At 62.4% G+C, this 23,536-nt stretch carries 19 protein-coding genes and 2 pseudogenes; 9 read left to right on the top strand and 12 right to left on the bottom strand.

Annotated elements, in window-relative coordinates:
• Positions 1-26 precede the first annotated feature (26 nt).
• Positions 27-592: pseudogene (locus QRN51_RS12430) on the top strand (TetR/AcrR family transcriptional regulator).
• A gap of 179 nt (positions 593-771) precedes the next feature.
• On the opposite strand, the gene QRN51_RS12425 reads toward QRN51_RS12430, so the two are convergent.
• From QRN51_RS12425 to QRN51_RS12410, 4 genes are all read right to left on the bottom strand, one after another.
• A complete protein-coding gene (locus QRN51_RS12425) occupies positions 772-2,169 on the bottom strand; it encodes an aldehyde dehydrogenase family protein (RefSeq protein WP_284990161.1) in 1,398 nt (465 codons plus the stop codon).
• Between the two features lie 72 nt (positions 2,170-2,241).
• Complete coding sequence (locus tag QRN51_RS12420; protein ID WP_284990160.1) at positions 2,242-3,726, bottom strand: APC family permease; 1,485 nt, start codon at positions 3,724-3,726, stop codon at positions 2,242-2,244.
• A 56-nt stretch (positions 3,727-3,782) separates the two neighbouring features.
• Complete coding sequence (locus tag QRN51_RS12415) at positions 3,783-5,087, bottom strand: flavin monoamine oxidase family protein (protein WP_284990159.1); 1,305 nt, start codon at positions 5,085-5,087, stop codon at positions 3,783-3,785.
• 38 nt (positions 5,088-5,125) lie between these two features.
• Positions 5,126-5,479, bottom strand: coding sequence for a cupin domain-containing protein (locus tag QRN51_RS12410; RefSeq protein ID WP_284990158.1), 354 nt, complete (start codon positions 5,477-5,479; stop codon positions 5,126-5,128).
• A gap of 122 nt (positions 5,480-5,601) precedes the next feature.
• On the opposite strand from QRN51_RS12410, the gene QRN51_RS12405 reads away from it, so the two are divergent.
• On the top strand, positions 5,602-6,189 hold the full coding sequence (locus QRN51_RS12405; protein WP_284990157.1) for a TetR/AcrR family transcriptional regulator: 588 nt from the start codon (positions 5,602-5,604) through the stop codon (positions 6,187-6,189).
• Positions 6,190-6,568: 379 nt separating this feature from the next.
• Here the strand turns inward: QRN51_RS12405 and QRN51_RS12400 are convergent, their stop codons facing one another.
• From QRN51_RS12400 to glnT, 7 genes are read right to left on the bottom strand one after another with little or no spacing between them, the layout of a single operon-like run.
• Positions 6,569-7,156, bottom strand: a complete 588-nt coding sequence (locus tag QRN51_RS12400) for a helix-turn-helix domain-containing protein (protein WP_284990156.1) — start codon at positions 7,154-7,156, stop codon at positions 6,569-6,571.
• A 41-nt stretch (positions 7,157-7,197) separates the two neighbouring features.
• Positions 7,198-8,454, bottom strand: a complete 1,257-nt coding sequence (locus QRN51_RS12395; RefSeq protein WP_284990155.1) for an allantoate amidohydrolase — start codon at positions 8,452-8,454, stop codon at positions 7,198-7,200.
• 59 nt (positions 8,455-8,513) lie between these two features.
• Positions 8,514-9,656, bottom strand: a complete 1,143-nt coding sequence (locus QRN51_RS12390; protein WP_284990153.1) for an FAD-dependent oxidoreductase — start codon at positions 9,654-9,656, stop codon at positions 8,514-8,516.
• Positions 9,653-11,035 carry an FMN-binding glutamate synthase family protein gene (locus tag QRN51_RS12385; RefSeq protein WP_284990151.1) on the bottom strand — a complete coding sequence of 461 codons (1,383 nt, stop codon included), beginning with the start codon at positions 11,033-11,035 and terminating at the stop codon, positions 9,653-9,655. Before QRN51_RS12385 ends, QRN51_RS12390 begins: the two co-directional genes overlap by 4 nt.
• Positions 11,036-11,045: 10 nt before the next feature.
• Positions 11,046-11,765 (bottom strand): GltB/FmdC/FwdC-like GXGXG domain-containing protein, encoded by a 720-nt coding sequence (locus QRN51_RS12380; RefSeq protein ID WP_284990150.1) that lies wholly within the window; start codon positions 11,763-11,765, stop codon positions 11,046-11,048.
• On the bottom strand, positions 11,753-12,658 hold the full coding sequence (locus QRN51_RS12375) for a class II glutamine amidotransferase domain-containing protein (protein WP_284990149.1): 906 nt from the start codon (positions 12,656-12,658) through the stop codon (positions 11,753-11,755). The genes QRN51_RS12380 and QRN51_RS12375 overlap by 13 nt, the downstream gene beginning before the upstream one ends.
• Before the next feature lie 30 nt (positions 12,659-12,688).
• Positions 12,689-14,062 carry a type III glutamate--ammonia ligase gene (gene glnT, locus QRN51_RS12370; RefSeq protein ID WP_284990148.1) on the bottom strand — a complete coding sequence of 458 codons (1,374 nt, stop codon included), beginning with the start codon at positions 14,060-14,062 and terminating at the stop codon, positions 12,689-12,691.
• Positions 14,063-14,268: 206 nt separating this feature from the next.
• Between glnT and QRN51_RS12365 the strand changes: the two genes are divergently transcribed.
• From QRN51_RS12365 to QRN51_RS12335, 7 genes and pseudogenes are all read left to right on the top strand, one after another.
• Positions 14,269-14,646, top strand: coding sequence for a cupin domain-containing protein (locus QRN51_RS12365; RefSeq protein WP_284990147.1), 378 nt, complete (start codon positions 14,269-14,271; stop codon positions 14,644-14,646).
• A gap of 7 nt (positions 14,647-14,653) precedes the next feature.
• Positions 14,654-15,139, top strand: coding sequence for a dimethylamine monooxygenase subunit DmmA family protein (locus QRN51_RS12360; RefSeq protein WP_284990146.1), 486 nt, complete (start codon positions 14,654-14,656; stop codon positions 15,137-15,139).
• Entirely contained in the window at positions 15,136-16,113 is a 978-nt protein-coding gene (locus QRN51_RS12355) for a PDR/VanB family oxidoreductase (protein ID WP_284990145.1), read from the top strand. The genes QRN51_RS12360 and QRN51_RS12355 overlap by 4 nt, the downstream gene beginning before the upstream one ends.
• The gene (locus QRN51_RS12350; protein WP_284990144.1) at positions 16,110-17,108 is read left to right on the top strand and encodes a heme-dependent oxidative N-demethylase family protein; all 999 of its coding nucleotides are present in this window, start codon (positions 16,110-16,112) and stop codon (positions 17,106-17,108) included. The genes QRN51_RS12355 and QRN51_RS12350 overlap by 4 nt, the downstream gene beginning before the upstream one ends.
• 77 nt (positions 17,109-17,185) lie before the next feature.
• Positions 17,186-18,475 carry an ammonium transporter gene (locus QRN51_RS12345; protein ID WP_284990142.1) on the top strand — a complete coding sequence of 430 codons (1,290 nt, stop codon included), beginning with the start codon at positions 17,186-17,188 and terminating at the stop codon, positions 18,473-18,475.
• A gap of 368 nt (positions 18,476-18,843) precedes the next feature.
• Positions 18,844-19,476, top strand: a complete 633-nt coding sequence (locus QRN51_RS12340) for an MBL fold metallo-hydrolase (RefSeq protein ID WP_284990140.1) — start codon at positions 18,844-18,846, stop codon at positions 19,474-19,476.
• Between the two features lie 130 nt (positions 19,477-19,606).
• Positions 19,607-19,978: pseudogene (locus tag QRN51_RS12335) on the top strand (nuclear transport factor 2 family protein); the annotation flags it as partial.
• A gap of 506 nt (positions 19,979-20,484) precedes the next feature.
• Here the strand turns inward: QRN51_RS12335 and QRN51_RS12330 are convergent.
• Complete coding sequence (locus tag QRN51_RS12330; protein ID WP_284990138.1) at positions 20,485-23,367, bottom strand: aminotransferase; 2,883 nt, start codon at positions 23,365-23,367, stop codon at positions 20,485-20,487.
• Positions 23,368-23,536: the final 169 nt, after the last annotated feature.

Below are 23,536 nucleotides of genomic sequence, written 5' to 3'. Positions count from 1 at the left end.
GTAGAGAATAACTTGAGGATAAATTGATCACAAGAGTTGAAGAGGAATGTTTCCCGGAAGGGGCAGCGTGCCAAAAGTATGTTGACCTTAATGAGCGTCGCCTGGAGCTGGATGCAACTTGGAGGATCATTGCCCGTCACGGCATTGAGGGCGCCACCATACGGGAGATTGCGATGGAGGCGGGTTTCGCCAACGGGGCGCTGAAGCCCTACTTTCCGACTAAAGAGACGCTCCTGGAATTCGCGATCGGACATGTTTTCATTCGCACCAACCAGCGAATTTCGGGCGTAACTGCCAACAAGTCCGGCCTTGCCGCTTTGCGAGCATTCTGCCTCGAGGTTCTCCCCTTGGACGAGGAGCGTGTTAACGAGGCGCGGACAGTTATTCCCTTCTGGCAGAAGCGGTAAACGACCCCCAGAAGGCGCTGATTCACCGGGGTTCGATGGCTGAATGGCTTGACGCCATTCAGCGCTGGCTGGCCGAGGCAAGGAAAGCCGGCGACGTGAGCACCAAGATCGACGACACCGTCCTTGCCGGCCAGCTCCTGAACATGCTGCCCGGCGCGCAGATTGAGGCGGCCCTTGCAACGTAGGGATCGTCCGCGATGGCCACCGTTTCACCAGCCTTCAGAACAGCATGGGGTTCCTCGCTTCCTGGTGGGGAGCGGACGCCTTTGACTGCAACGGGCGCATGCCATGGAAGTCTTGTCCCGTTGCCGGTGTGGGCGACACGGTCGGCGCGGGCCCGCCGTGTCGCCCGCGTGTGTGCTCATTAGCCGTTGATGATTTGCGGTACACCGAGTGCTTTGAGACCTTCTACGCCGAATTCCAGGCCGTAGCCGGACTGCTTCGCACCACCGAAGGGAACGCGCGGGTCCACGGCGCCGTGCTTGTTGATCCACACGGTGCCGGCTTCGATCCGGGAGGCGACTTCGCGGGCGGCGCTCAAATCGGAGGACCAGACTGAGGCGCCCAGTCCGACGTCGAGCGCGTTGGCTTTGGCGATTGCCTCGTCAACCGTGCTGAACTTGATGATCGGCAGGGCGGGGCCGAACTGTTCCTCGACGACCAGCGGGTTGTCGTTGTCGATGTCCGCCACGAGCGTGGTGGGGTAGAAGTTGCCGGGCTGGTCGGCATCGGGGTTGCCACCGAGCAGCACCCGGGCACCGGAAGCTTTGGCGGCCTCCACCAAGCGGGCGACGATGTCGTACTGCTGGCGGTTCTGCAGGGGGCCAAGTACATTGTTCTCATCCAAGCCATTGCCCATGGGCATCGCTTCTGCAACGTTGGTCAGTTCGTCGCAGACGGCGTCGTAGATGTCGGCATGGACATAGAGCCGCTTTAGTGCCGCGCAGGTCTGGCCGGTGTTGATGAATGCGCCCCAGAAGAGGCCCTCGGCGATGGCCTTGGGGTCGGCGTCAGGAAGGACGATTCCGGCGTCGTTGCCACCGAGTTCAAGGGTGAGTCGCTTGACGGTGTCCGCAGAGGAGCGGATGATCGCCTTGCCGGTGGCGGTGGAGCCGGTGAACATGACCTTGCCGATGGCTGGGTGGGAAGCCAGGGCCTCGCCGACGTCCCGCCCGCCGGAGATGACTGTCAGGAGGCCCTCGGGGAGGACTTCATTGATGGTTTCGACGAGGGCAAGCACACTCAGCGGGGTGTATTCGGAAGGTTTCACCACTACCGCGTTGCCCATCCGGAGGGCGGGGGCGATCTGCCAGATGGTGATCATCATGGGCCAGTTCCACGGGCCGATGGCCCCCACAACCCCGATAGGGCGGTAGCGCAGTTCGGCCCGGGTCTCGCCATCATCGACAACGGTTTCGGCCTCCAACGGTGTCCCGGCGGCCGCGCGCAGCCAGGCGGCGCAGGCACCAACTTCGAACCGGGCGTTCGGGCCGTTCAATGGCTTGCCCTGCTCCCGGGAAAGCAGTTGCGCGAGTTCTTCGGCGCGGGCCTCGACGGCGTCTGCCGCCTTCAGGAGCGCCGCGGACCGGGCCTCGTGGCCCGACGCTGCCCAGGCGGGCTGGGCGGCCAAGGCTACGTCGACGGCGTGCTGCAGGTCTGCGACGGTGTGGACGGGGGCTTCACCGACCGGCTCACCGGTTGCTGGGTCAAAAATGGTACGGCTAGCGACGGCATCCTGGGTTAGAGCGGGTGTGGTGTTCATGGCTTTCCTCTTTGCCTGGGCATTCATGGGTTGGAGTCGGCGGGAGCGAGTTTTGAGGCGCTGCCGATGGGTTTAGACGGTGGGCTCGGCTGTTATGACAGTGTCGGTGAACTCAATGGTGTGTACGGTCCGGTTTCGGCGCTCGAGGAGCAGGCCGGCGATGAAGGCGGACGGGACCATCAGGAGCAGCCAGTTTGCCGTGATGGGATCACCACCGATGAGGGTGGTGAAGTTGCTGATCACTGACCAGAGCACGGCGGTCATCAGGAACACTGCAAGGATCGGGGCGATCAGTGTCTGCCAGACCCCTTGCCCCCCGTGGCGGCGGAAGAAGACGACCACTGCTACCGAAGCGAGGACATACAGGACCAGCAGGGATACGACCGCGACTCCTGAGAACCAGGCGAAAAGAGTCAGGACGGGGTCCATGCCGAGGATGGCGAACGGCATCGTCAGCACAAGGGCCATAGCCGTCTGGACATATGCGGCGGCGTAAGGTGCGCCATGGGTGTTGGTTCGGGCCAGACGGGCTGGGACGGATCCACGCTGGGCAAGTGAGTGCAGGTAGCGGTTTATTGCATTGTGGAAGGCGATGATGCCTGCAAGAACCGAGGTGATGAGGAAGATACCGCCGACCGGGCCGGCCCAAGCGCCGAGTTTGTCGACGGCTGCTGCGAAGAAGAACGAGGTGGCGTCACCCGATTCGACGGCCGCACCTGCGGCTCCTTGTACGGCTGCGGGGCCGTAGTAAGAGACGAGCATCCAGGTGCTGAAGGCGAAGAAGATCGCGATAGCGCTGACCGAAAGATAGGTGGCCCTGGCCACGGTGCGGCGGGGATCCTTCGCTTCGCCGGAGTAGATCGCAGTGGATTCGAAGCCGAACATTGAGGCGACAGCGAACATGATGGCCACACCAGGGGCCCCAGCTGCGATTGCTGCGGGGGAAAAGCTGGCGGAAAGGCTGATTCCTTCGGGTCCGCCTCCGGAGGCAAGGACGCTGATGCCGAAGGCCAGGAGGATTGCTACCTCGGCGCCGACAAGGACTGCAAGAAATTTGGCGCCGAGTTCGACGTTCCTTGAACCCAGTAGTTGAACTCCTGCCATGGTGACCAAGACCAGCAACCACCAGGGAATGCTCACGCCGGTGTAGGTGGCGATGAGGGCGCTGAGGCTGGCCCCGTAGAGTCCGTACATGCAGGCTTGGACACTGCCGTACGCAAGGAGTGCCAGCCAGGCGGCCCCGGCACCTGTGTAACGGCCAAGTCCTGCCGAGACGTAGGCGTAGAAGGCGCCGTTCGCTTTGATCCTGCGGCTCATGGCGATGAAGCCGACGGCGAAGATGATGATGACGACGCCGACAGCCAGGTACGCCCCGGGCGCCCCCGCCCCGTTGCCAAGGAGCACGGTGAGACCGGATGCCCCCGCTATCCCGGTCAGTGGTGCCTGCGCGGACAGGACGAAGAACAGGATACCGAGGACTCCGATGGAGCCCTTTTTCAAGTCGGTGCCTGGCAGTGTTGCTGCGGTTGAACCGTTGGGTGTTTGTGTCTTTGACATGGTGGATGTCAACCTTCTTTGAGGATTTTTGTGGGGGGGTGTTGCAGGGTTCGGCATTAGGCGCGGCGCTGGATGATGGTGTGTGCTGATTCCATTCCGCTTTCAATGGCTCCGTCGATGAACCCGCCCCAACCGTTGGCATAGTCGGAACCGGCGAACAGCAGGGGTCCGTGTGGTTGCTGGAAGCTGGCGAGGGATTCTGTGAGGAACCCGGTGCGGTGCATGGCCCAGGTTTGTCCGGAAAGGGGATCGCTGGTCCAGTCGTGGCTGGCGACGTCCAAGACTTCAAGGTCCGGGACGAGGAGGTCTATGGCTGCCTGGACCTGCTGGAGGTCTGCGGCGTCAATGCAGGCGGAGTCGGGTCCGAAGGCCACGAGGATTGTGTTTCCGTCCTGGTCGTATTCGGCCTGGACGTAGTTTAGAGGCCAGTCGGCTGAGCCGAGGGCAACAAAGGGCTTGACCTCGCCCTTGACGGTGATCCAGACCTTGACGCCTTTGGAGATCTGCCCTTCGGTGATGGCCTTTTGGGCAGGTGTGGGCAGGGCAGGCTGGAAGTCCACGGTCGCCATGACTCCCAGAGGCAGGGTGCAGATGACGTGTGCGGCGTCGAAGGTGTCGCCGGCGCTAGTAGTGACGGAAGCCTTGTCGCCGCTGTACTGGACGGAGGTGACGGTTTTTCCAAGACGGACATCGGTTCCGGCAGCGATGCTGGTGATCAGTTTGCCGGTGCCGCCCTGGATCTTGAAGGTGGCGCAGGCTTCGAAGTTGACCATCCAGTCGCCGTTGGTGATCGCTACCCAGCGCAGGGCCTGGGTGAAGGCTGCATGATCAACGGGACCGTTGAAGTTCAGAGCCCAGAAGGATTCCAGGATGTCGCGGGAATAGGGCGAAAGGCGGAGTTCAGTGAATTTATCGGGTAGCGAGATCTCATCGATGCCTTTGATATCCGGATTGGTGAAGGGGCTAAACGGCTGCGGGAAGTACGCTCTGGATTCTTCCATGAGTTTCCGGTTGGGTTCGTCGATGTGGCACAGCAACTGTTCTGGGCTGCCCGCGTGGCGTTGATCTTCGGCCCACCAGTAGGCAGTTTCTGGAACCGGGCTTTGTACGGTGCCCAGCCCATAACGCTTCATCTCGGCCCAGACGTAGGGCTGGGTCCAGTGAACCCAGGTGCCGCCCATTTCCAAGGGACGGCCCAACTGGTTATCAAGCCAGGTTCGCCCGCCGATCCGGTCTCGTGCTTCAAGGACGACGACGGAGTGTCCAGCCTGGCGGAGCTCCCGGGCAGCGGTCAGACCGGCGAAACCCGCGCCGATGATGACGACATCAGCCTGTTCAGTGGTGGGGTTGGCGTTAGTCACAGTGGGGCCTTCTGCTTTCAAAAGTTTCTGGAGATCGATCAGGTGTAGACGAAGAACTCGATGGTGTCTTCTACGACGGTCCAGCGGGTCTTCGTGCCCTTATTGAAGGACGCCACAGAGCCCGGACGCAGGTCGAAGTTTTGACCGCCTTCAACCTCGATGTGCAGATGCCCCTCGATGATGTGAAGGGTTTCGTCGGCCTCGATCAGAAGATCAAAGGGCTCCGGGGCTTCTTGGGTGGTGACACGCCAGAAACCTGCCGACAGAGCCGGTCGGTCCCCGTCGCCGGGACGGCGAACCCACTGGACCTGGCCCAGGACGAAGGGCTCATACTTCTGTGGATCAAAGGCGTCATGGACGGCAAAACTGGTCGTGGTGGGGGAAGTGGACATCATTGTCTCCTCAAGAGAAAAAAGCGTTGACTGAGCGTTTGCTTAGTTGTGCGACGCATCACATCTAAGCATGTGCTGAGGATCTACGTCAATAGCGAGGTCCGGGAAGCTAGAATCGACCCATGAACGGGGATAGGCATAAGGGATACGGCACGGGCCGTGAGGCGCTGCTGGCCGCGACTGTGCACGTCGTGGCGCACAAGGGGCTGAGGGGGCTGACCTTCCGCGCTGTAGCTGAGCACGCAGGGGTCAACAACACCCTGGTGGCCCACCACTTCGGCACGCGGAGCTTACTGATCAAGGCAGCCCTCGAATGGTCGGTTCAGCAATCCATCGGGCTGTCGCAACTTGAAATACTCCCAGCGACCGAAGAAGAGTTCTGCGAAAGCATCCTTGCGCTGATCGCGGAGAATCCCGACCTGCAGATCTTCCAGTACGAAATGATCCTCGAATCACGGCGCCAACCTGAACTGGCGGACGCTGTGCAGCAGTTGTACGCGAGCTACATCACCGCGTTCGCCGAGGGTCTGCACCGGATTGGGTTCGGCCAGGACGAGGGCGCAGCTCAGGCTGCCTTCGCCGCCCTCGACGGTCTGGTGTTGCAGCTCCTGGCCGGCGTTGACCGCCGCGGCGTTGAAAATTCAATCCGCTACCTATGGATTGCACTGGGCGGCAACGTCACCACCACAGCAGTCACCACCGCTACTTAAGGTCAAGAAACCTACAGCAGAGCCAAGAGTCTCGGTTTTTGATCGTCCGGTTCCGTTCCGCAACAACGCCGTCGACAGCAAGAGTCCCGCTGCGGGCAGGCGTAGCGACCACAGGATGCGGTGTCTTGGACCCTTGTGCTCGAAACGCTGGCGTTTTTGTCACCCCGGATCTTCGCATAAAACAGACATGGCTGTGGACAATGTCCACACGCACTTTGGCAAGACAAACCGAGCACATACGGCTCCAGCAGGCGGCAGTTCGAGGCGAAAAAGTGGACTTTGTCCACACCTTCTCTTTGTCACCTCGAAGCCCCTTAGACCTGCAGGCAAACGCACTGCCACGTAACCGATGCCAGGAGAACCACCGTCTGCGCTGGATTCATTTTGCCGCTATGGCCAGGAACCGGATCGGCAGTTCCAGCAGTTCAAGCGGGCCGTGAGGTCCTTCGCCGTCCAAAAGCAGCGAATCCCCTGGCTCCATGGCATATTCGTATACTCCATGGCCGTAGACCATCCGGCCCGCAAGCATGTAGATGAATTCCGTACCCGGATGCTGAAACAGCGGGAAGACGTCTGAGGCGTCAGTCAGCGTGACCAGGGTTGGTTCCAGCGCATCTGTGCGCCCCTTAAGCGTCCCAAGAACCCGGTATTCGTGCCCGTGCTGGGTGCCGCTGCGTACTGTAAGGCTGCCCTGGCCGCTCTTGGTAAATGTCGCATCCCTGTCCGTGTCCGCACCACGGAACAATGCGGTGACGGGGATCCCGAGGCCGTCAGCGAGCCGTTGCAACGTGGTCAGTGAACAAGACGTGCTGGCCGTTTCGATCTTCGAGATCATCGCCTTGGACAGTCCGGTGCGGGCTGCAAGTTCAGCGGAGGACAGGCCCTGGGCGGTGCGGTAGCGTCGCAGCTGGGCAGCAATCACTTGTTCGAGTTTTCCGGCAACCTCTTCCCGGGCATGTTGGGTCATATATGCCATCTTAGGTTGCTGTGAGTGATGCTCCGGCAGCCCTAACTGATAGGTCGTGCTTGCCCCAGGAACCCTGCAAGGGAATCTGCCAAGGCGATCGCGCCGGCCTCTGCATCCCAGTCCTCCACCAGCTCGTCCGGTGAATGGGAGATCCCGGTGGGATTGCGGACGAACAGCATCGCTGTTGGAAGGTGCGAACTCAGCACACCGGCGTCGTGCCCGGCGCCGGTGTCCAGGACGGGCGCGGATGGAAGCAGTTCCTTGAGCCGGTCCCTCAGGCCGCCGTCGAAATGCACAGTGGGGCTAAGAGACTCCGCATTGAGGCTGGCGGTGCAGCCTTCCTCGGCGGCAAATACTTGCGCGTTCAGCCTAATGGCTTCAACCAGGGCTGCGGTTACGGCGTCGTCCGGGTGCCGGACATCGATCCACAGGTCCACCCGGGAGGCGATCACGTTGGTCCCGCCTGGAACGGGTTGAACCCTACCGACGGTGGCCCGGGCATCCCGGTACTTCCTGGCGGTGTCGCGGATGCTGACCATGATTTTTGCAGCGGCGATCATGGGGTCCTTGCGGTCGGTCATCAGGGTGGTGCCGGCATGGTTGCCCTGTCCGCTGATGCTGAGTTTCCAGCGGCCGTGGCCCAATATGGACGAGCCAATGGCCACCGGCTGGTTCAGGTCCACCAGTCCCCTGCCCTGTTCCACGTGCAGTTCCACGAAGACCCCCATCTGCTGGAGCGTGGTGTAATCGACTCCGATCAGCCGAGGATCCTGGCCGTTCGCGGCGGCGACGTCGGCGAACGTGTTCCCATCAGGGTCCTTGAGCCGACGTGCCTTGTCCGGGTCCAGTTCACCCGTCAACAGACGGGAGCCCAGGCAGGCGACGCCGAAGCGGGAACCCTCCTCTTCGGGAAACACGGCGATGGCCAGCGGCCGCTGGGGCCGGAGTCCGCGGGATTTGAGGATGTCGACGGCGACCAGCGCCGACGCGACACCGAGCGGACCGTCGTATTCACCGCCGCCGGGAACGGAGTCCAAGTGGCTTCCGGTAACTACGGCATCCCTGCGGGTACCACCAGCGGTGTCCCACCATGCCCAGATGATGCCGTTCTGGTCCGTGTGGACGTCCAGCCTGCGGCGGCCGGCCTGCTCAATGAACCAGTGGCGCAAATCTGTTTCGGGAGTGGAAAACACTGGCCGCGAATAGCCTCCCCGTGACTTGTCCTTGCCGATAGTGGAGATGTCCTCGAGCAGACCGCTTACGGAGTCAGCAGTCTGCTTGATGGTGGAGGTGGTCACAGGATGGATCCGTTTCTTTGTAGCGATCGGCAGCCGTGCAGGAAAGGTCGGGTACAAGGTCATGAGGTGCTGACGCCGGCGGTGGGACGGAACCGGTCTGGAACGCCTCGGGAGCCGGTGGCGAGGTCCGCGGCCCACTGGCCAATGAGCGGTGCGAACTTGGCACCATGGCCGGAACACGGGGACAGGATGGTTATGTTGTCCACTCGGTCGATGAGAAAGTCTTCATTGGGGGTGTTGGTGAACAGGCAGGTGGTCTCGGCGTAGGGCTCCGGGTCCAGGCCGGGCAGGTAGCGGCGGACGTAGTCCGCCACCCGTTCCCGATTAGCGGGATCTACAACACCGGTTTGTTCGGCTGCGGAGGGAATGAGGGGACCACCGTTGTACTCGGCCACTTTCTGCCCGGCAAAACCGGCATCCCGCCCTCCGGGAAGCCCGTAGGCCTGAATGTCGGCAGCTTTATGAATGAAGGTTGGCCACCGACCCGCAGATCCGTGATCAATGTATCTGAAATGGAAGGCCTGTTCCTGCCGGACGGTGATGTCCGGAAGCCCGGCGAGGAAAGCGTCTGGCAGGGAGAGCGACCCGAGTAACCGCGGAAGCCAGCCGCCCGTGCTGACGACCACGTTGCCGGCGTCGAGCGTTTCCCCGCTCGTGGAGGTGAGGTGGTAGCCGCTGCCGTTGCGCTCTATGCTGTGCAGGCTCCAGTCCGTCAGCAGCCGGGCGCCATTTCCGACGGCAAGGCCCACGATCGCGTTAACTGCTGTTTCGGCGTCAATAACGCCCGCGCCCGGGTGCCACAGAACCTCCGTGTCGAAGCCGATCTGCGGCCAGCGCGTCCGTGCTTCGGAAGCGGACAGAAGTTCGTGCTCGATACCCTCGTCAGCCAGCACCGAGGCCAGGAGCCGCGGATTGCGCTCTGAACCGTAGTCCACCGCGCCGAAGGGACTGATCAGCGGGGTTCCCGTGGCGGCGACCAGTCCGTCCCAGAGTGCCTTGGACTCCACGACCGCCCGGGTGTAGAAGTGCTCCGGGTAGGCGTAGCGGAAGATCCGGGCTGAGCCATGCGAGCTGGCGTCGTGGCTTGCCGGAACATTGCGTTCCAGGAGGGTGACCTGGTGGCCGCGGGAGGCGAGCTGCCAGGCGGTGGCTGCGCCGGCGAGGCCGGCGCCCACGACCACATAGTGGGAGGAGTCAGTCACAGTGCACCTTGGCCTGCACCGGGAATCCACGAGGTGCCGGCCAGCGGGACGCGGGCCATGGCAGAGGCTTCGATGGTCAGCGCCACGAGGTCTTCCGGTTCAAGGTTGTGCAGGTGCGACTTGCCGCAGGCTCGTGCGATAGTCTGAGCCTCCATGGTGAGAACGCGCAGGTAGTTGGCGAGGCGCTTGCCTGCAGCTACCGGGTCCAGCCGGGAGGAGAGCTCCGGGTCCTGGGTGGTGATGCCGGCGGGGTCGCGGCCGTCCTGGAAGTCGTCGTAGAAGCCGGCGGCCGAGCCGAGCGCGGCGTATTCGGCAGCGTAGCGGGGATCGTTGTCGCCGAGGGCGATCAGCGCCGCCGTGCCGATGGCCACGGCGTCGGCCCCGAGGGCCATGGCTTTGGCGACGTCGGCGCCGGTGCGGATGCCGCCGGAGACGATGAGCTGGACCTTGCGGTGCAGGCCCAGTTCCTGCAGGGCCTGAACGGCCTGAGGAATCGCGGCCAGGGTGGGGATCCCCACGTTCTCGATGAAGACCTGCTGCGTCGCGGCGGTGCCGCCCTGCATTCCGTCGACGACGACGACGTCGGCTCCGGCCTTCACGGCCAGGGCGGTGTCATAGTACGGGCGGGAGGCGCCGATCTTGACGTAGATCGGGGTCTTCCAGTCGGTAATCTCACGCAGTTCGCCGATTTTGATTTCCAGGTCGTCCGGGCCGGTCCAGTCCGGGTGCCGGCTGGCGGAGCGCTGGTCGATGCCGACGGGCAGGGTGCGCATCCCCGCGACGCGCTCGGTGATTTTCTGGCCCAGCAGCATGCCGCCGCCGCCGGGCTTGGCACCCTGGCCGAGCACGATCTCGATGGCGTCCGCCTTTCGCAAATCATCCGGATTCATGCCGTAGCGGGACGGCAGGTACTGGTAGACGAGGTGCTTGGACTGCCCGCGCTCTTCAGGCGTCATGCCGCCGTCGCCCGTTGTGGTGGAGGTCCCCACCTCACTGGCACCGCGACCCAGCGCCTCCTTGGCGTTGGCCGACAGCGCACCGAAGCTCATCCCGGCGATGGTCACCGGCGTCTGCAGGTGCAGCGGCCGGCTCGCGTGCCGGTCACCGAGGACGACGTCGGTATCGCACTTCTCGCGGTAGCCCTCGAGCGGGTAGCGGGACATCGAGGCGCCGAGGAACAGCAGGTCATCAAAGTGCGGGACCTTGCGCTTGGCGCCCCAGCCGCGGATGTCGTAGACGCCGGTGGCGGCTGCGCGCTGGATGTCCGCGATGGTGGCACGGTCGAACGTTGCCGATTCGCGCAGTCCCAGCTCAGCGATGTTCTGGGGACGCTCCCGGGCGGGGAGAACCGTGTCCTGGGGCAGTGAGGTGATGGTCATGGGATTGTCCTTAGTACGACGTCGAGTTGTGGACGCTGAAGTGGTAGAGGCTCCGTGCCGATCCGTAGCGTTTGAAGTCCGCGGGGTTGTCGGCGCGGCCTGCCGCGGTGAGGAGCCCGCCGAGTTCTTCAAGGTGTTCGGCTTCCATCGGCTTTTCGATGCAGTCGGCACCGAGCGACGCGACCGTTCCCTTAACGTAGATCCGGGCTTCGTATATGGAGTCGCCCAGCGCGTCGCCGGCGTCGCCGCAGACCACGAGCCGGCCGGCCTGGGCCATGAATGCTGACATGTGCCCGATGTTGCCGCCGACCACGATGTCCACGCCCTTCATGGAGATCCCGCACCGGGCCCCGGCATTGCCGTCGATGACCACGAGTCCGCCGTGTCCGGTGGCCGCCGCCGATTGGGAGGCGTCGCCGTGGACGTGCACTTTTCCGGACATGATGTTCTCTGCGAGTCCGACGCCGGCGTTGCCGGTGACGGTCACCTCGCCCTTTTGGTGCATTCCGGCTGCGTAGTATCCGGCGTGGCCGTTGATGGTTACGCTGACGTCGGCGTTGATTCCCACCGCGATGCTGTGCTTGCCGCCAGGGTTGGCGACCGTCCAGGCCTGGCCTTCAACGGCGTGGTGGAGGGCCTGGTTCAGGTCCCGGACCGGGCTGCCGGCCAGGTCAACGCTGAAGGAATCAAGGGTGGTTTCCAGGTTTTCGGGGGCTGTCAGAGTGACCATGTGTAGACCTTTCCGGGTTCAGGTTCAAAGATGCGGGCGTTTTCGATGCCGGGCAGGGCAGCCAAGGCACGGTATTCGGAGGCCATGGCGACATAGTCGTCGGTTTCGGCGATGATGGCGGGCTTGCAGGCGATGGGGTCCCGGACCACGGCCATGCTGTCGGCGGTGGTGACGACGAGCGTGTAGAAGCCGTCGAAGACCTTGCCGAGGTTGGTCAGTGCCTCTTCGAGGGTGTCGCCCTGCTGCAAGCGGGAGGCGATGTATCGGGCGCCGACCTCGGTGTCGTTGTCAGAGTCGAACACCACACCGTCGCGCAGGAGGCCCCGCCGGATGGTGGCGTGGTTGGAAAATGAGCCGTTGTGCACCAGGCACAGGTCATCCGCGACGGAGAAGGGGTGGGACCCTCCGGCGGTGACGGCGGACTCGGTGGCCATGCGGGTGTGGGACAGGCCCTGGCTTCCTGCCATGGCCTCCAGCCCGTGTTCGGCGGCGATGTCCATCGGGTGGCCCACGCTCTTCATGACGGCCACGTGCTCGCCGCGGCCGATGATCGTGGAGCCCGGAAGGGTTTCGCTGACGGCTTTCACCAGCAGGCCGGTGTCGACGGCGGCGCTCACCAGGGTGGTGTCCCCCATTACCCTGACGGCTGTTGCGGCGGAGGGCAGGAGGGTTTCCAGCGCTGCGGTGATGTCACCGACCGGCATGCCCTGGTCCTTGCCGAGGAGGCTGAGGGTGGCGGTGCCCTGGGACACCAGGCCCGGGGTGTCGTAGACGGCGAGTCCGGCGGAATCCGGTCCGCGGTCCACGATCTGGCACATCATGGAGGACAGCAGGCTGCCCATCTGGGGGTGCAGCCGGGGATTGCGCAGCTGCAGCGCGGCGATTCCGCACATATTGTGTCCTTTTCTAGTTGGAGATGGGTGTCAGATCGAGGTCAGGTACGAGCGGATTTCCCAGTCGCTGACCTGGTTGTGCCAGCTCAGGAACTCTTCTTCCTTGGCGTCGGCGTAGTACTTTCCGATCTGCTCGTCGCCGCTGAGGCTGGCGAGGATGACCGGGTCGCGGCGAAGGGCCTCGACGGCGTGCAGGAGTGTCGCGGGAAGGGAGTGGGCGTCCGGGCGGGCTTTACCAGGGCCCGATGGCGCACCGGGGTCGGTTCCTTTCGCGACTCCGTCCAAACCTGCTTCGATCGCCGTGGCGATGGCGAGATAGGGGTTGGCAGAACCGTCCCCGGAGCGGAGTTCGATGCGTTTTTCGTCCGGGACGCGGATCATGTGCGTGCGGTCGTTGCCCCCGAACGAGGCCTTCCGTGGGGACCACGTGGCGCCGGAGGAGCTGGTGGTGGCGCCCGAGCGCTTGTACGAATTGACCGTGGGTGCCAGGAACGCCTGGAGCGCCGGTGCGTGTTCCAGGAGGCCGCCAATGAAGGAGTAGGCGAGCTCTGAGAGCCCCAGGCCGCGTTCGCCGTCGTCCCCCGGGAACAGCGCGTCCGCGCCGGACCACAGGGACAGGTGGAAATGCAGGCCGGTGCCGGTCCGGTCCGTGAACGGTTTGGGCATGAATGTGGCGGTCATGCCGCGCTGTTCGGCGAGGATGTTCAGGATGTAGCGCAGGGTGACCACACGGTCGGCCGTGGTGAGGGCGTCGGCATAGTTGAAGTTCTGTTCAAACTGACCGGCCGCGTCTTCGTGGTCGTTGGCGTAGTTGCCCCAGCCCAGGCCGTTCATCGCCTCGGAGATGGAGGTGAGGTGTTCGTACATGCGGGTGACGCCGCGGGCGTCGTAGCAGGGGCGGGGCGAGTCATCGCGGGCGTCGGCGGTGCTCAGGGAGCCGTCGGGGTTCTTGTTGACCAGGAAGTACTCAACTTCCGCGCCGATCTTGGCCTGCATTCCTTGCCCTGTCAGGCGGGCGAGGGTGTTTTTCAGGATGACCCGTGGGGCGTAGGGCCACGGCGTACCGTCCACGTGCGGGTCGCAGTGGATGATCGCCAGGCCGTCCTTGATGAACGGTACGGGAGTGAAAGACGAAAGGTCGGGGACTGCAATGAGGTCGGAGTCCTGGGGCTTCTGTCCGATCAGCCCTGCGGCGTATCCGGCAAATCCCATCGCTCCGGCTTCCAGCTCATCTGCGGCTTCGACCGGCACCAGCTTGGCGCACGGCTTGCCGGTCATGTCCACGAACGTGGCCAGCAGGAACCGCACATCATGGGCCCTCGCGATGTCCGCAAGGGAAATCTGTCCGGCTTCGGCCGGCACCGAATGCTCGGCGAGTACTTCAGGGGTTGCGACACTGGTCATCGGAACTGTCCTGTTCAGTTGGGTGTTACCTACGGGGAAACGCTGTTGAACCACAGTAGCCGTTGCGATGTTTCCAACGAGTGCCTCCTGCGTTAAATCTGAAAGACGCCATGGGGACCCGACGGCAACAGGAAGTTAATATCGACGAAACCCAGGATCGTTCACTGTGATGAATCATAGTTTCACACCACTATTCAGGAGAGACCATGGAAACCTTCACAGGAACACTCAGCAAGGCCGGATCCATCCACAAAGTTGAAGGCGGCTATATCGGGCTGCCGTCGATGAACGAGCCCGGATGCGACGCAGCAATCGGCGATTCCCTGTCCAACCCAGGAGGCTCGGCCATCAGCGCCGGGTTCTTCGAACTGAAAGCCTCCGAGCCGCTGGTATACGAGTACACATACGACGAAATGAAGGTCGTGGTACAGGGGGAATTCATCCTCACCGACCAAGCGACAGGGGAGATGACGCACGCGAAGGAACGCGACGTGCTGTTTTTCCCCAAAGGCACAACAGTCAAATTTGAGACCCCGGACTATGCGCTGGGCTTCTACACCGGTCACCGTTCGTTCGCCCCATAGGAACCAAATGCGATCCTCATCCATGACTCCGGCAGAAGGAAGCGATCTTGTGGCAGGTTTCCGCGGGACGATCTGTGCGTCGTTCGGAACATCAGCTGCACACGCGGAGGAAGATACCGGCGACCGGCCCCGACATGAACTCCGTTTCGACTCCGCGAACCCGGAAAGCCTCGCTCGCCTCAGGACCGCGCTCGAACAGGCGTGCGTCGGGGTCCGTCTCGTGCTGGCGGGCCCCCCGGCAGACATCCATGCAGCTGCGGCCACCGCCGCAGCTTCCGGACTCATGGAAGAGGAAGTGACTCTCCTAAGCGACGGAACCGGGCCCCGCGTCGTCTTCTGCGCACATTGCCGCACGGCAACTGAAACCCTTCAGGCCATCGGCTCCCAGGTTGACTGCCAAGGATGCGCCACCACTCTGGCTATCTCCAGCCACTTTTCCCGGCGCATCGCCGGTTACCTCGGATTCAAAGCCAATGCCGAGGAGGCAGCATGACCGTGACAGCACTCCATGCCACCATCCACCCAGCGGTGGCGGGAGGCCTGCATTTGGAAGTGACGGATATCAGCGTGCAGACGGCCTCCGTCACCAGCATCACTTTCAGCGACCCGTCAGGGGCCCCGCTGCCTTGCTATGTCCCGGGAAGCCACCTCGTGGTCCAGTACGGGGATGGCGCCAACGCATACTCCCTCACCGGTTCAGGAAGCGCACCGTCCGAATACACCATCTCCGTCCTGCGGGTCGAAGACGGCGCCGGCGGATCCATGGCCATGCACCGGCTCGCCATCGGCGAGCGCGTCCTGGTGTCCCGTCCCCGCAGCGCCTTCGCTCCCGCAGCAACAGCGACGCATCACCTGCTGATAGCTGCCGGAATCGGAATCACACCAATGCTCTCGCACAGCCGGGCCGCCGCGGAATGGGGCGTCGCGACGTCGCTCATATACGTACACCGGCCCAGAGAAGGGCCGCATGTACTTGATGCGCGGGAAGTGTTGGGACCAGCCCTGACCGAATTTACGGATCGCGTCAGCTTCCGGAAGGAACTGACGGAAAGACTCTCGAACCAGCGGCTTGGAACGCACCTCTATGTCTGCGGACCGGCCGCCTTCATGGAAACCGTCCTGGGGCAGGCCCGCGAACTCGGGTGGCCGAAGGGCCGGCTACATTCAGAACCTTTTGGCGCTGCGGAGCTGGACCCAGGCCAGCCATTCACTGTGAATCTTGCCCGCAGCGGCATCATGTTGGACGTCCCTGCCGGAGTTTCCTTGCTCGAGACGCTCGAAAAGGCAGGAAAAAGCATCCCCAACATGTGCCGCAAGGGCGTCTGCGGCGAATGCGCCCTTCCGGTCCGGCGTGGGGCCCCTCAGCACCGGGATCTCTACCTGAGCGACCAGGAAAAGGCTGCCAACACCACCATCATGTGCTGCGTCTCACGCAGCCTGGACCACGAAATGGAGTTGGACCTTTGACTACCAACGTCATCGACAATGAACCGGAAACAGTCCTCCCGGAGAGGATCACGCGATTTCCCTTCCCTTTTTCCGGGGACAGCTACCGCTACAGCACCAACGTCGAACCCGCGCTCAAAACAGTAGAGACGGAAGCGGGGGCTTGGGGTGGCCGCCTACTCGACATCGATGAGCACTACCTTCACGAACTGAAGGAACGCAACGAGGTGCTGAAGCGGGACCCCACGCGCGTACGGGCCCTCCCCCACATGCGGCCCGCCGTGTGGGACGCCATCTCCACCCTGCTGCCCATCATGGCGGAGGAACACCCGGACACAATGTTTTTCCACCGGGACGGCAACGCGTGCCGCTGGATGAACACCCTGCAGAACCTCGAACTGGAGTTCACCATCGGCGACGACAGTTCCCTGCCCGTGGGTCCACTGCGGTTCCTGGGCAGCCAAGTACAGGACGACATAGCACTACTTGACCACCGGGAGGACGCCCTCTGGCTCGACGCCGGACTCGTCACTTTCGCCGCCGACTGGTCCTTCGGGTTCGATGTGGGCATGAAATTCCTCGAAGTCCACGGCCCCGTACCCCGGGTGCACGGAGAACACATCATCACCCGGGCCCAACAATTCCTCATGCGTCTACAGCCCGGGGAGAAATACCGCCGAACCAACTGGACGATGACCATAGACCGCCGGCTGGACACCTCCACCGAAACATACCCCGACTGGGCCCAGGACCGCGCGACAGTGGCGGCAGATCCTGCCATGCCGGACAGGCTCCACCTCCGTGTGGAAGTTCAGCATCTCATCCGGCTCCCCCATTCAGGTGCCGTGCTGTTCCTCGTTCGGACACACCTGCTGTCCCTCTCAGACATCGCCCAGATACCCGCCTGGCGGGAACGCCTGGGACGCGTGCTCGCCGAACTCCCCGAAGACATGGCCGAGTACAAAGGCATCAGCCGCTACCGCCATGCAGCATCAGCGTGGTTGCTGGCCCACTAACAAAAACGCCCGGCTCTTTCACTCACCCTTTGGCCGAATTCGGCCATAACAATCCCACTCCCCTGATTGGAGCTCCCATGAATTCTGGAGATGTCGCCTGGATCCTCGCAGCCAGCGCCCTGGTCTGCATGATGATCCCTGCCCTTGCCCTGTTCTACGGCGGTATGGTCGGCTCCCGCCGCATCCTCAACATGATGATGATGTGCTTCGGCGGCGTGAGCATCGTCGCAGTGCTGTGGGCCGTATTCGGATACTCGATGGTGTTCGGCAACACAATAGGCGGCGCCGGACTCATCGGCGACGTCACTGAGTACTTCGGCATGGAACAACTATTGACCGAGAACCCGAACGCGCCCATACCCGCAGCCCTGTTCGCAGCCTTCCAACTGTTCTTCGCCGGAATCACCACCGCCATCATCGCCGGAGCCGCAGCCGGTCGGATGAAGTTCGGTGCCTGGATGACCTTCGCCGCGCTCTGGGCAACGCTGGTCTACTTTCCTGTCGCCCACTGGGTCTTCGCGTTCAGCACAGCGGACGGTTCAGTGACCGGCGGCTGGATCGTCAACAGCCTCAAAGCCATCGACTTCGCCGGCGGAACCGCAGTACACATGAACGCCGGAATCGCCGCCCTTGCCCTTGCCCTGGTTCTGGGTCGCAGCGCAGGATGGCCCAAGAGCGAACACACCAAACCCCACAGCCGCCCGCTCGTACTGGTCGGCGCGGGACTCCTGTGGGCCGGCTGGTTCGGCTTCAACGCCGGCTCGGCACTCACCGCAGGGCACTCAGCATCCGTGGTCTTCCTCAACACCGCGGTAGCGGGGTCCGCCGGCCTGCTCGCCTGGGCACTGGTGGAGCGCATCAGACTCGGCAGCGCCAGCAGCATGGGCGCCGCATCTGGCCTGATCTCGGCCCTCGTCGCCATCACACCCGCCTGCGGCGCAGTCAGCCCGCTCGGAGCCCTGGCCATCGGTCTCATCGCCGGTGGAGTCTGCTCACTGGCCATCGAGCTGAAATTCCGCCTCGGCTTCGACGATTCACTCGATGTCGTCGGCGTTCACCTGATCGGTGGGATCATCGGAACCCTCCTGATCGGCTTCTTTGCCACCGATGCAGCCCCCAACAAGGTCAACGGGCTGTTCTACGGAGGAGGCTTCGACCTTCTGGGTATTCAATCAATCGCCACCGCAGCCGTGCTCGCCTACTCCTTCGCCGTCACTTGGGTAATCGCCAAGATCCTCAACATCACCATGGGTTTGCGCATCCACGAGGCCGATGAACTCCGAGGCATCGACATCGTCGCCCACTCCGAGGCCGCCTACCTCACCGACGAAGAACCAGTCGAACTCGGCTCCCCACACCGCGTTTAGACAGGCCTCGACGACCCGCCACCGCATGCCTCCAACGGCGATCGTCCGCGCCGGGTCCCTGCCCCGCATCCCCCGGAAAGACGGGGCAGGCACCACCCGGCTGGCTGCCATGTACGGGCAATTGCCGGAGTCGTGGACTTGTGGCGGCGCGTCACATTCGATGTAATCGTGAGTCACAGCTCGACCACATAATTGGCTCCTTGACCGGGACCCCTGACGGCTGCGCCGTGATAGGTGACATTTTCCGGGGACCTCCGAGAAAGGTTCACTAACATGTCACTGAATTTTGAGGTTTTCGATTTCGACTTCCCCGCAGGGTCACCCAACAAGTCAGCAACCTTGATTCCGGCCCCTCAAAGGCTCTCCTCGTGGACGCCGGCTTTACCCGGGCTGACGGCCACCGTCTCGTTGCGGCGGTCCTGGGCTCCGGCAAAGACCTGGAAACGGTCTTCATCAGCCACGCCGACCCCGACTACTACTTCGGCCTGGAAGTCATCGCCGACGATTTCCCGAATGCCACAATCCTGGCGACCCCCATCGTGATTGAACACATCCAGGCAAGTTACGAGGGCAAGCTCAAGGCTTGGGCGGTGTTGGGGGCCAACCTTCCAACGCGTCTGGCCACGATCACTCCCCTGACGGCGGACGCCATCGACCTCGAGGGGCACCGCTTCGAACTCCGGGGCGGCTCCGAGACCCTTCCCGACAGGCACTACCTCTACAACGCGGACCAGAACTCAGTCGTCGGTGGAGTCCTGGTCTTCCAGGAGGAACACGTGTGGACCGCAGACACCTCAACTCCCGAACAGCGCTCAGCGTGGATCCAGCTCCTTGACCAGATGCAGGCCCTGAAACCAGAGGTCGTCATCGCAGGACACCGCCTGCCGGGAACCGCCAACGACGCCTCTGGAATCGACTCCACCCGGTCCTACCTCCAGGAATTCGAGCGGATCCTCGCCCGCTCAGCCGACGGAGCCTCTGTCACGGCTGCCCTGAAATAAAGCTATCCGAACTCCGGGATGCTCATTGCTGCGCAAATCGCGCCCAAGGTCGCCAAGGGGGAAATGACATGGGGCTGAACGACACCACCGACCCCCTCACCTCAGCCTAGCCCCGCGACGTCGCCGGCAGTACATTGCATCAGCAGCTGGTGACCTCGAAGGGCTCCGTGCCACAATGGCCCCGGATGTCGAGTGGACGGAGATGGCCGGCTTCCCCTTCGCCGGAACCTACCGGACACCCTCGGGCGTCACATCGAACGTCATGGAAATCCTTGGCCGGGATTGGGATGACTGGACTGCCCACGACGAAACGTACGTCGTAGAGGGCGAAAACGTGGTGGTACTGGCCAGATATACCGCCAAACACCGGGCCACCGGGAATCCCCTAAACGTCCGGGTCGCCCACCACTTCATCGTTCGCGGTGGACTCATCGTCCGCTTCGAACAGTTCGTTGACACCGCAAAAGTCGCCGAGGCAAGCCAACCACAGCCGGCTGAATGACCTAGCTGCGATGAGGGGGCACCCATCGATGGAGTCCCCTCATCGCAATCATGGCAGTCCACCTACAATTCAGGACGAAGTACAGCGCGCCTGAAGTAGGGCTCGCATGGGCTGGCGATGTGCGCTCCATGCTGCGTCGTCCCCCAGCTGGAGATTCATTTGCAGCCCCACCTTTGCGTCTAAGAGCTCCACAGGAAGAACCCCCTTTCTACCTTTGTCATCGTGCAAACCGGGAGAAGCAACATGACCAATCACCGAAGCCTGAATCCGGTCAGCCATCCAGGTATAGGAGTGCTGACTCTTACCAGCACTTGCTAGTTCCCCGTCGCGCGTCAGAAAGAGATGCCTTAGCCGATCGGCTGAATGGCCTTAGTGGCAGCTGACAGTACACACACTAACCAAAGCCTCTACTTGGGCCGGCAGCCTCTGCGCTAACCATCTCGAGGGAAGGCCATCCAAGTTCGCGTATGTTCGGCGGCCTCTGAAGGCATTTGCCACACCATTCCTCACCACCCCGTTTCGAGAACGTGGGCCAGGCTGTCAACGAAGTAGTCGGCAGATTCCTGGGAGATGCATAGCGGTGGCTTGATCTTCAGGACGTTCAGATGATCGCCAGTGGGCTGCATGAAGACTCCTAGTTCGAGCAGGCGATTACAGATCGCCGCTGTTTCGTCCGTTGCAGGTTCGAGAGTTGAGCGGTCCTTGACGAACTCGAGACCGAGATAGAGCCCCGAGCCGTGGACGGCCCCGATGAGGTCATTCTCTTTGCTCAATGCCTCTAGGCGATTCTTGAGGTGTCGGCCAACGACGCGTGCGTTTTCCTGTAGGCCTTCGTCTTGGATGATGTCAAGTACAGTCATGCCAATCACTGACGAAACGGGGGATCCGCCGGTCGATGAGAAAAAGTATCCCTGTGTGCGATATCGATCAGCGATCTCGCGACGGGTAACAACTGCTCCGATGGGTTGCCCCGCTCCGATGGACTTGGCGACAGCAACGACGTCGGGAACAGCTCCCTGCTGCTGAAAACCCCAGAACCATTCGCCGAGGCGGCCGAAGCCAACCTGCACCTCATCGGCGATGGCGATGCCGCCATGTTTGCGGATTGCCGCGTAAACGTCCGTTAGATAGCCATCCGGCAGTGCGATGCCGCCTGCGTTACCGAAGTAGGACTCGCAGATAAAGCCAGCAGGCAGGGTGCCCCCTGCGGCAAGTTCGTCGATGATCTTCACTGCATTCGATGCATATCCGGCAGCTTCGTTGCCCCGTAGCTCTCCTCTATAGGAGTTGGCTGCTTCCACGGTATGCACCCATTCAGGGCGTGACTCAAGGGCATTTGGATTGTCGGCGATCGATGTGGAAACTGCGTCGCTTGCAAAAGTCCACCCGTGGTAGGACTCCCGCATCGCGACGATGTCACGCCGCCCCGTGCTGGCCATTGCCAGTCGGATGGCTAGGTCAGTGGCTTCGGAACCGGAGTTGACAAAGAACACGGTGTCGATCTCGTCGGGCAACGTAGCGGCAATCCGCTCGGCATAATCTGCGATTGCGCGGTAATGAAACCGGGAGTTCGTGTTGAGGAGTCTCATTTGCCGGCTAGCCGCCTCGGCTACCCGGGGGTGTGCGTGGCCCACAGAAGCGACATTGTTGACCATGTCGAGATAAATACGGCCATCAACTCCTATGAGGTATTCCCGCCATCCACGTTCGATCTGGGGTGGCACCGCATAGTAATGTTCCTGGACGTTCGCGAGTACACCTCCGCGACGCTCCAGGACGTCATCGTTGGTAGATCTGCTACTGGAGACGAGTCCAAGTGCCGGCGCAGGATCGCCCAGGATCGCAGCCCATCCTGCCATGAGATCGGCTGTCACCATCGCAGGGGCATCGGATACTCCGCGCCGGTCGAACTGAACGAAGAGCTTCGTGCGTGCCGGTAAAAGATGAGTGCTTTTACGACCCAGGCCCACGGCCGATATCGTGAGCACCGCGCCGGCGATTGCGACGGCGATGGTGTCGGCATTGATTCTGGAAACCAGGGCTTCCGCTGACAAAGACGTTGGCCTTGAAAGCCAGAGCGTCAAACCTGTCGGAAACGTTTCTGGCACCGTCGGCGTCCGGATCGGCGCAGCGGTAAGAACCGCGGACCAGGCGGGCAGCACAACTGCGTCAGCTCCGGTGCTCAGAGCCGCGGCAGCGGCCTTATCAAGCGTTGCCTCTTTCATCCAGGCACCATTGTCATTGAGGGTTGAGGTGGTTCCTGCGTCAAGAGTTGTAACGACGCCCAGGGGCGGCAGTACGGGTTTACAGGTCCACGATGGGTTGTCCTTGATGGGCATCCCCAGGGCTTGGCGGACTGCCCCCGTCATCACCTCGGGTGGTACGGATGCTGCAACGGTGAGAATTCGAAGCTCGCGCTCGAGGGCGGCGTCCGCATAGGAATTGTCGGCATCCAGCCTGACCTGACACCGCCCACTTAGAGCGAGGACGGCTCCGCGCAAAACCACCAGTGCCCAAAGTGCAGAAACTTCGCTCTCATCCAGGGGACGCAGCTTGTGGAAAGCACGGATCGCGGGCAAGGTCGTCGCCGGGGTCGCTCCATCATGGTGCAGGAGTGAAGAGATGGTGACCGCGAGTTCCCCCACACGCCATGACGTGCACACATCTCCGAAGTCGATAACCGCATCAGGCAACCGTCCTCCATCCGGACGAAGAACGTTGTCATCGGTAATGTCGAAATGCCCCGCTTGCACCGGCAGTATGTCTTCGACTTCTTCAAGAACGAGTCCCGCGCGAAGAGCCGATTCCTCAACGAAACGCCGGATGGATGAGTCCGGTTCCAGTGGAAGAAGCCGGTCGATGACCCGGCGGGCGTGCCGGAGATCCCACTGCAGGACCCGATGTGTTCCGGCGTGTTCAAAATCCGCTAGTGCCAGACTCGTTCTGGCTGCGATTTCTCCCATACGACTGACTACATCGGGCGCCAAGTAGTCGGACCCCGTCAGCGTGCGTCCCGCGATATTCTCAATCACGCGCGCGTGGAGGAGACCTTGTGAAGTTTCCCACCATGCTGACAGTGGCCCCCGTGGACCCGTCACGATACGAGGTACGCGAAGCGTGTTCTGGTTTTGCGCTAGAAGCAGCGCGGCCTGATCCTGCATTTGAATCTCGGGGAAACTGAAAGCCGGGTTGCTGATTTTGAGCACCCCTTTGGGGTGGGGCGACCCGTGCTCGAACAATCTAAAGTTCTGATCCTGCTGGCTGCCAAGGGCTTCGACCGAGATCTCTAAACCGAAAGTGCTGGCGACAAGGTCCAAGACTTCGGTGGGTTCGAGTGTGGGAGTCGGCAGTTCGACCTGATCGAAATAGTTGAAAATATTTTGAGGCATGGTGCTCCTTTGAGGGGGAAGTGTGTGCGCCCAGTCGTCAGATGGGCAGTCAGCCTAGAGGGACGCGTGCTTGGATGTTCCCAAGGCGCCAGCCACGGCGCCGCTGGAGCTGCGGACAGCCAGCGTTACCAAGGGACCGTATGCTGGCCGCCACTCGCTGTGTCGATGG

This window comes from Arthrobacter sp. efr-133-TYG-120 (assembly GCF_030209785.1).
In the GTDB taxonomy this organism is placed as follows: Bacteria; Actinomycetota; Actinomycetes; order Actinomycetales; family Micrococcaceae; genus Arthrobacter.
This window is presented reverse-complemented; position numbering and strand designations above follow the sequence as displayed.

What these genes read in the sequence shown, in the direction of transcription:
- QRN51_RS12375 (WP_284990149.1), bottom strand. Translation starts at nt 12,658, where the DNA reads ATGTGCGGAATCGCCGCGCTGCAGCTGCGCAATCCCCGGCTGCACCCC.
- QRN51_RS12345 (WP_284990142.1), top strand. Translation starts at nt 17,186, where the DNA reads ATGAATTCTGGAGATGTCGCCTGGATCCTCGCAGCCAGCGCCCTGGTC.
- QRN51_RS12360 (WP_284990146.1), top strand. Translation starts at nt 14,654, where the DNA reads ATGCGATCCTCATCCATGACTCCGGCAGAAGGAAGCGATCTTGTGGCA.
- QRN51_RS12330 (WP_284990138.1), bottom strand. Translation starts at nt 23,367, where the DNA reads ATGCCTCAAAATATTTTCAACTATTTCGATCAGGTCGAACTGCCGACT.
- QRN51_RS12405 (WP_284990157.1), top strand. Translation starts at nt 5,602, where the DNA reads ATGAACGGGGATAGGCATAAGGGATACGGCACGGGCCGTGAGGCGCTG.
- glnT (WP_284990148.1), bottom strand. Translation starts at nt 14,062, where the DNA reads ATGACCAGTGTCGCAACCCCTGAAGTACTCGCCGAGCATTCGGTGCCG.
- QRN51_RS12365 (WP_284990147.1), top strand. Translation starts at nt 14,269, where the DNA reads ATGGAAACCTTCACAGGAACACTCAGCAAGGCCGGATCCATCCACAAA.
- QRN51_RS12355 (WP_284990145.1), top strand. Translation starts at nt 15,136, where the DNA reads ATGACCGTGACAGCACTCCATGCCACCATCCACCCAGCGGTGGCGGGA.
- QRN51_RS12385 (WP_284990151.1), bottom strand. Translation starts at nt 11,035, where the DNA reads ATGACCATCACCTCACTGCCCCAGGACACGGTTCTCCCCGCCCGGGAG.
- QRN51_RS12410 (WP_284990158.1), bottom strand. Translation starts at nt 5,479, where the DNA reads ATGTCCACTTCCCCCACCACGACCAGTTTTGCCGTCCATGACGCCTTT.
- QRN51_RS12425 (WP_284990161.1), bottom strand. Translation starts at nt 2,169, where the DNA reads ATGAACACCACACCCGCTCTAACCCAGGATGCCGTCGCTAGCCGTACC.
- QRN51_RS12420 (WP_284990160.1), bottom strand. Translation starts at nt 3,726, where the DNA reads ATGTCAAAGACACAAACACCCAACGGTTCAACCGCAGCAACACTGCCA.
- QRN51_RS12380 (WP_284990150.1), bottom strand. Translation starts at nt 11,765, where the DNA reads ATGGTCACTCTGACAGCCCCCGAAAACCTGGAAACCACCCTTGATTCC.
- QRN51_RS12400 (WP_284990156.1), bottom strand. Translation starts at nt 7,156, where the DNA reads ATGACCCAACATGCCCGGGAAGAGGTTGCCGGAAAACTCGAACAAGTG.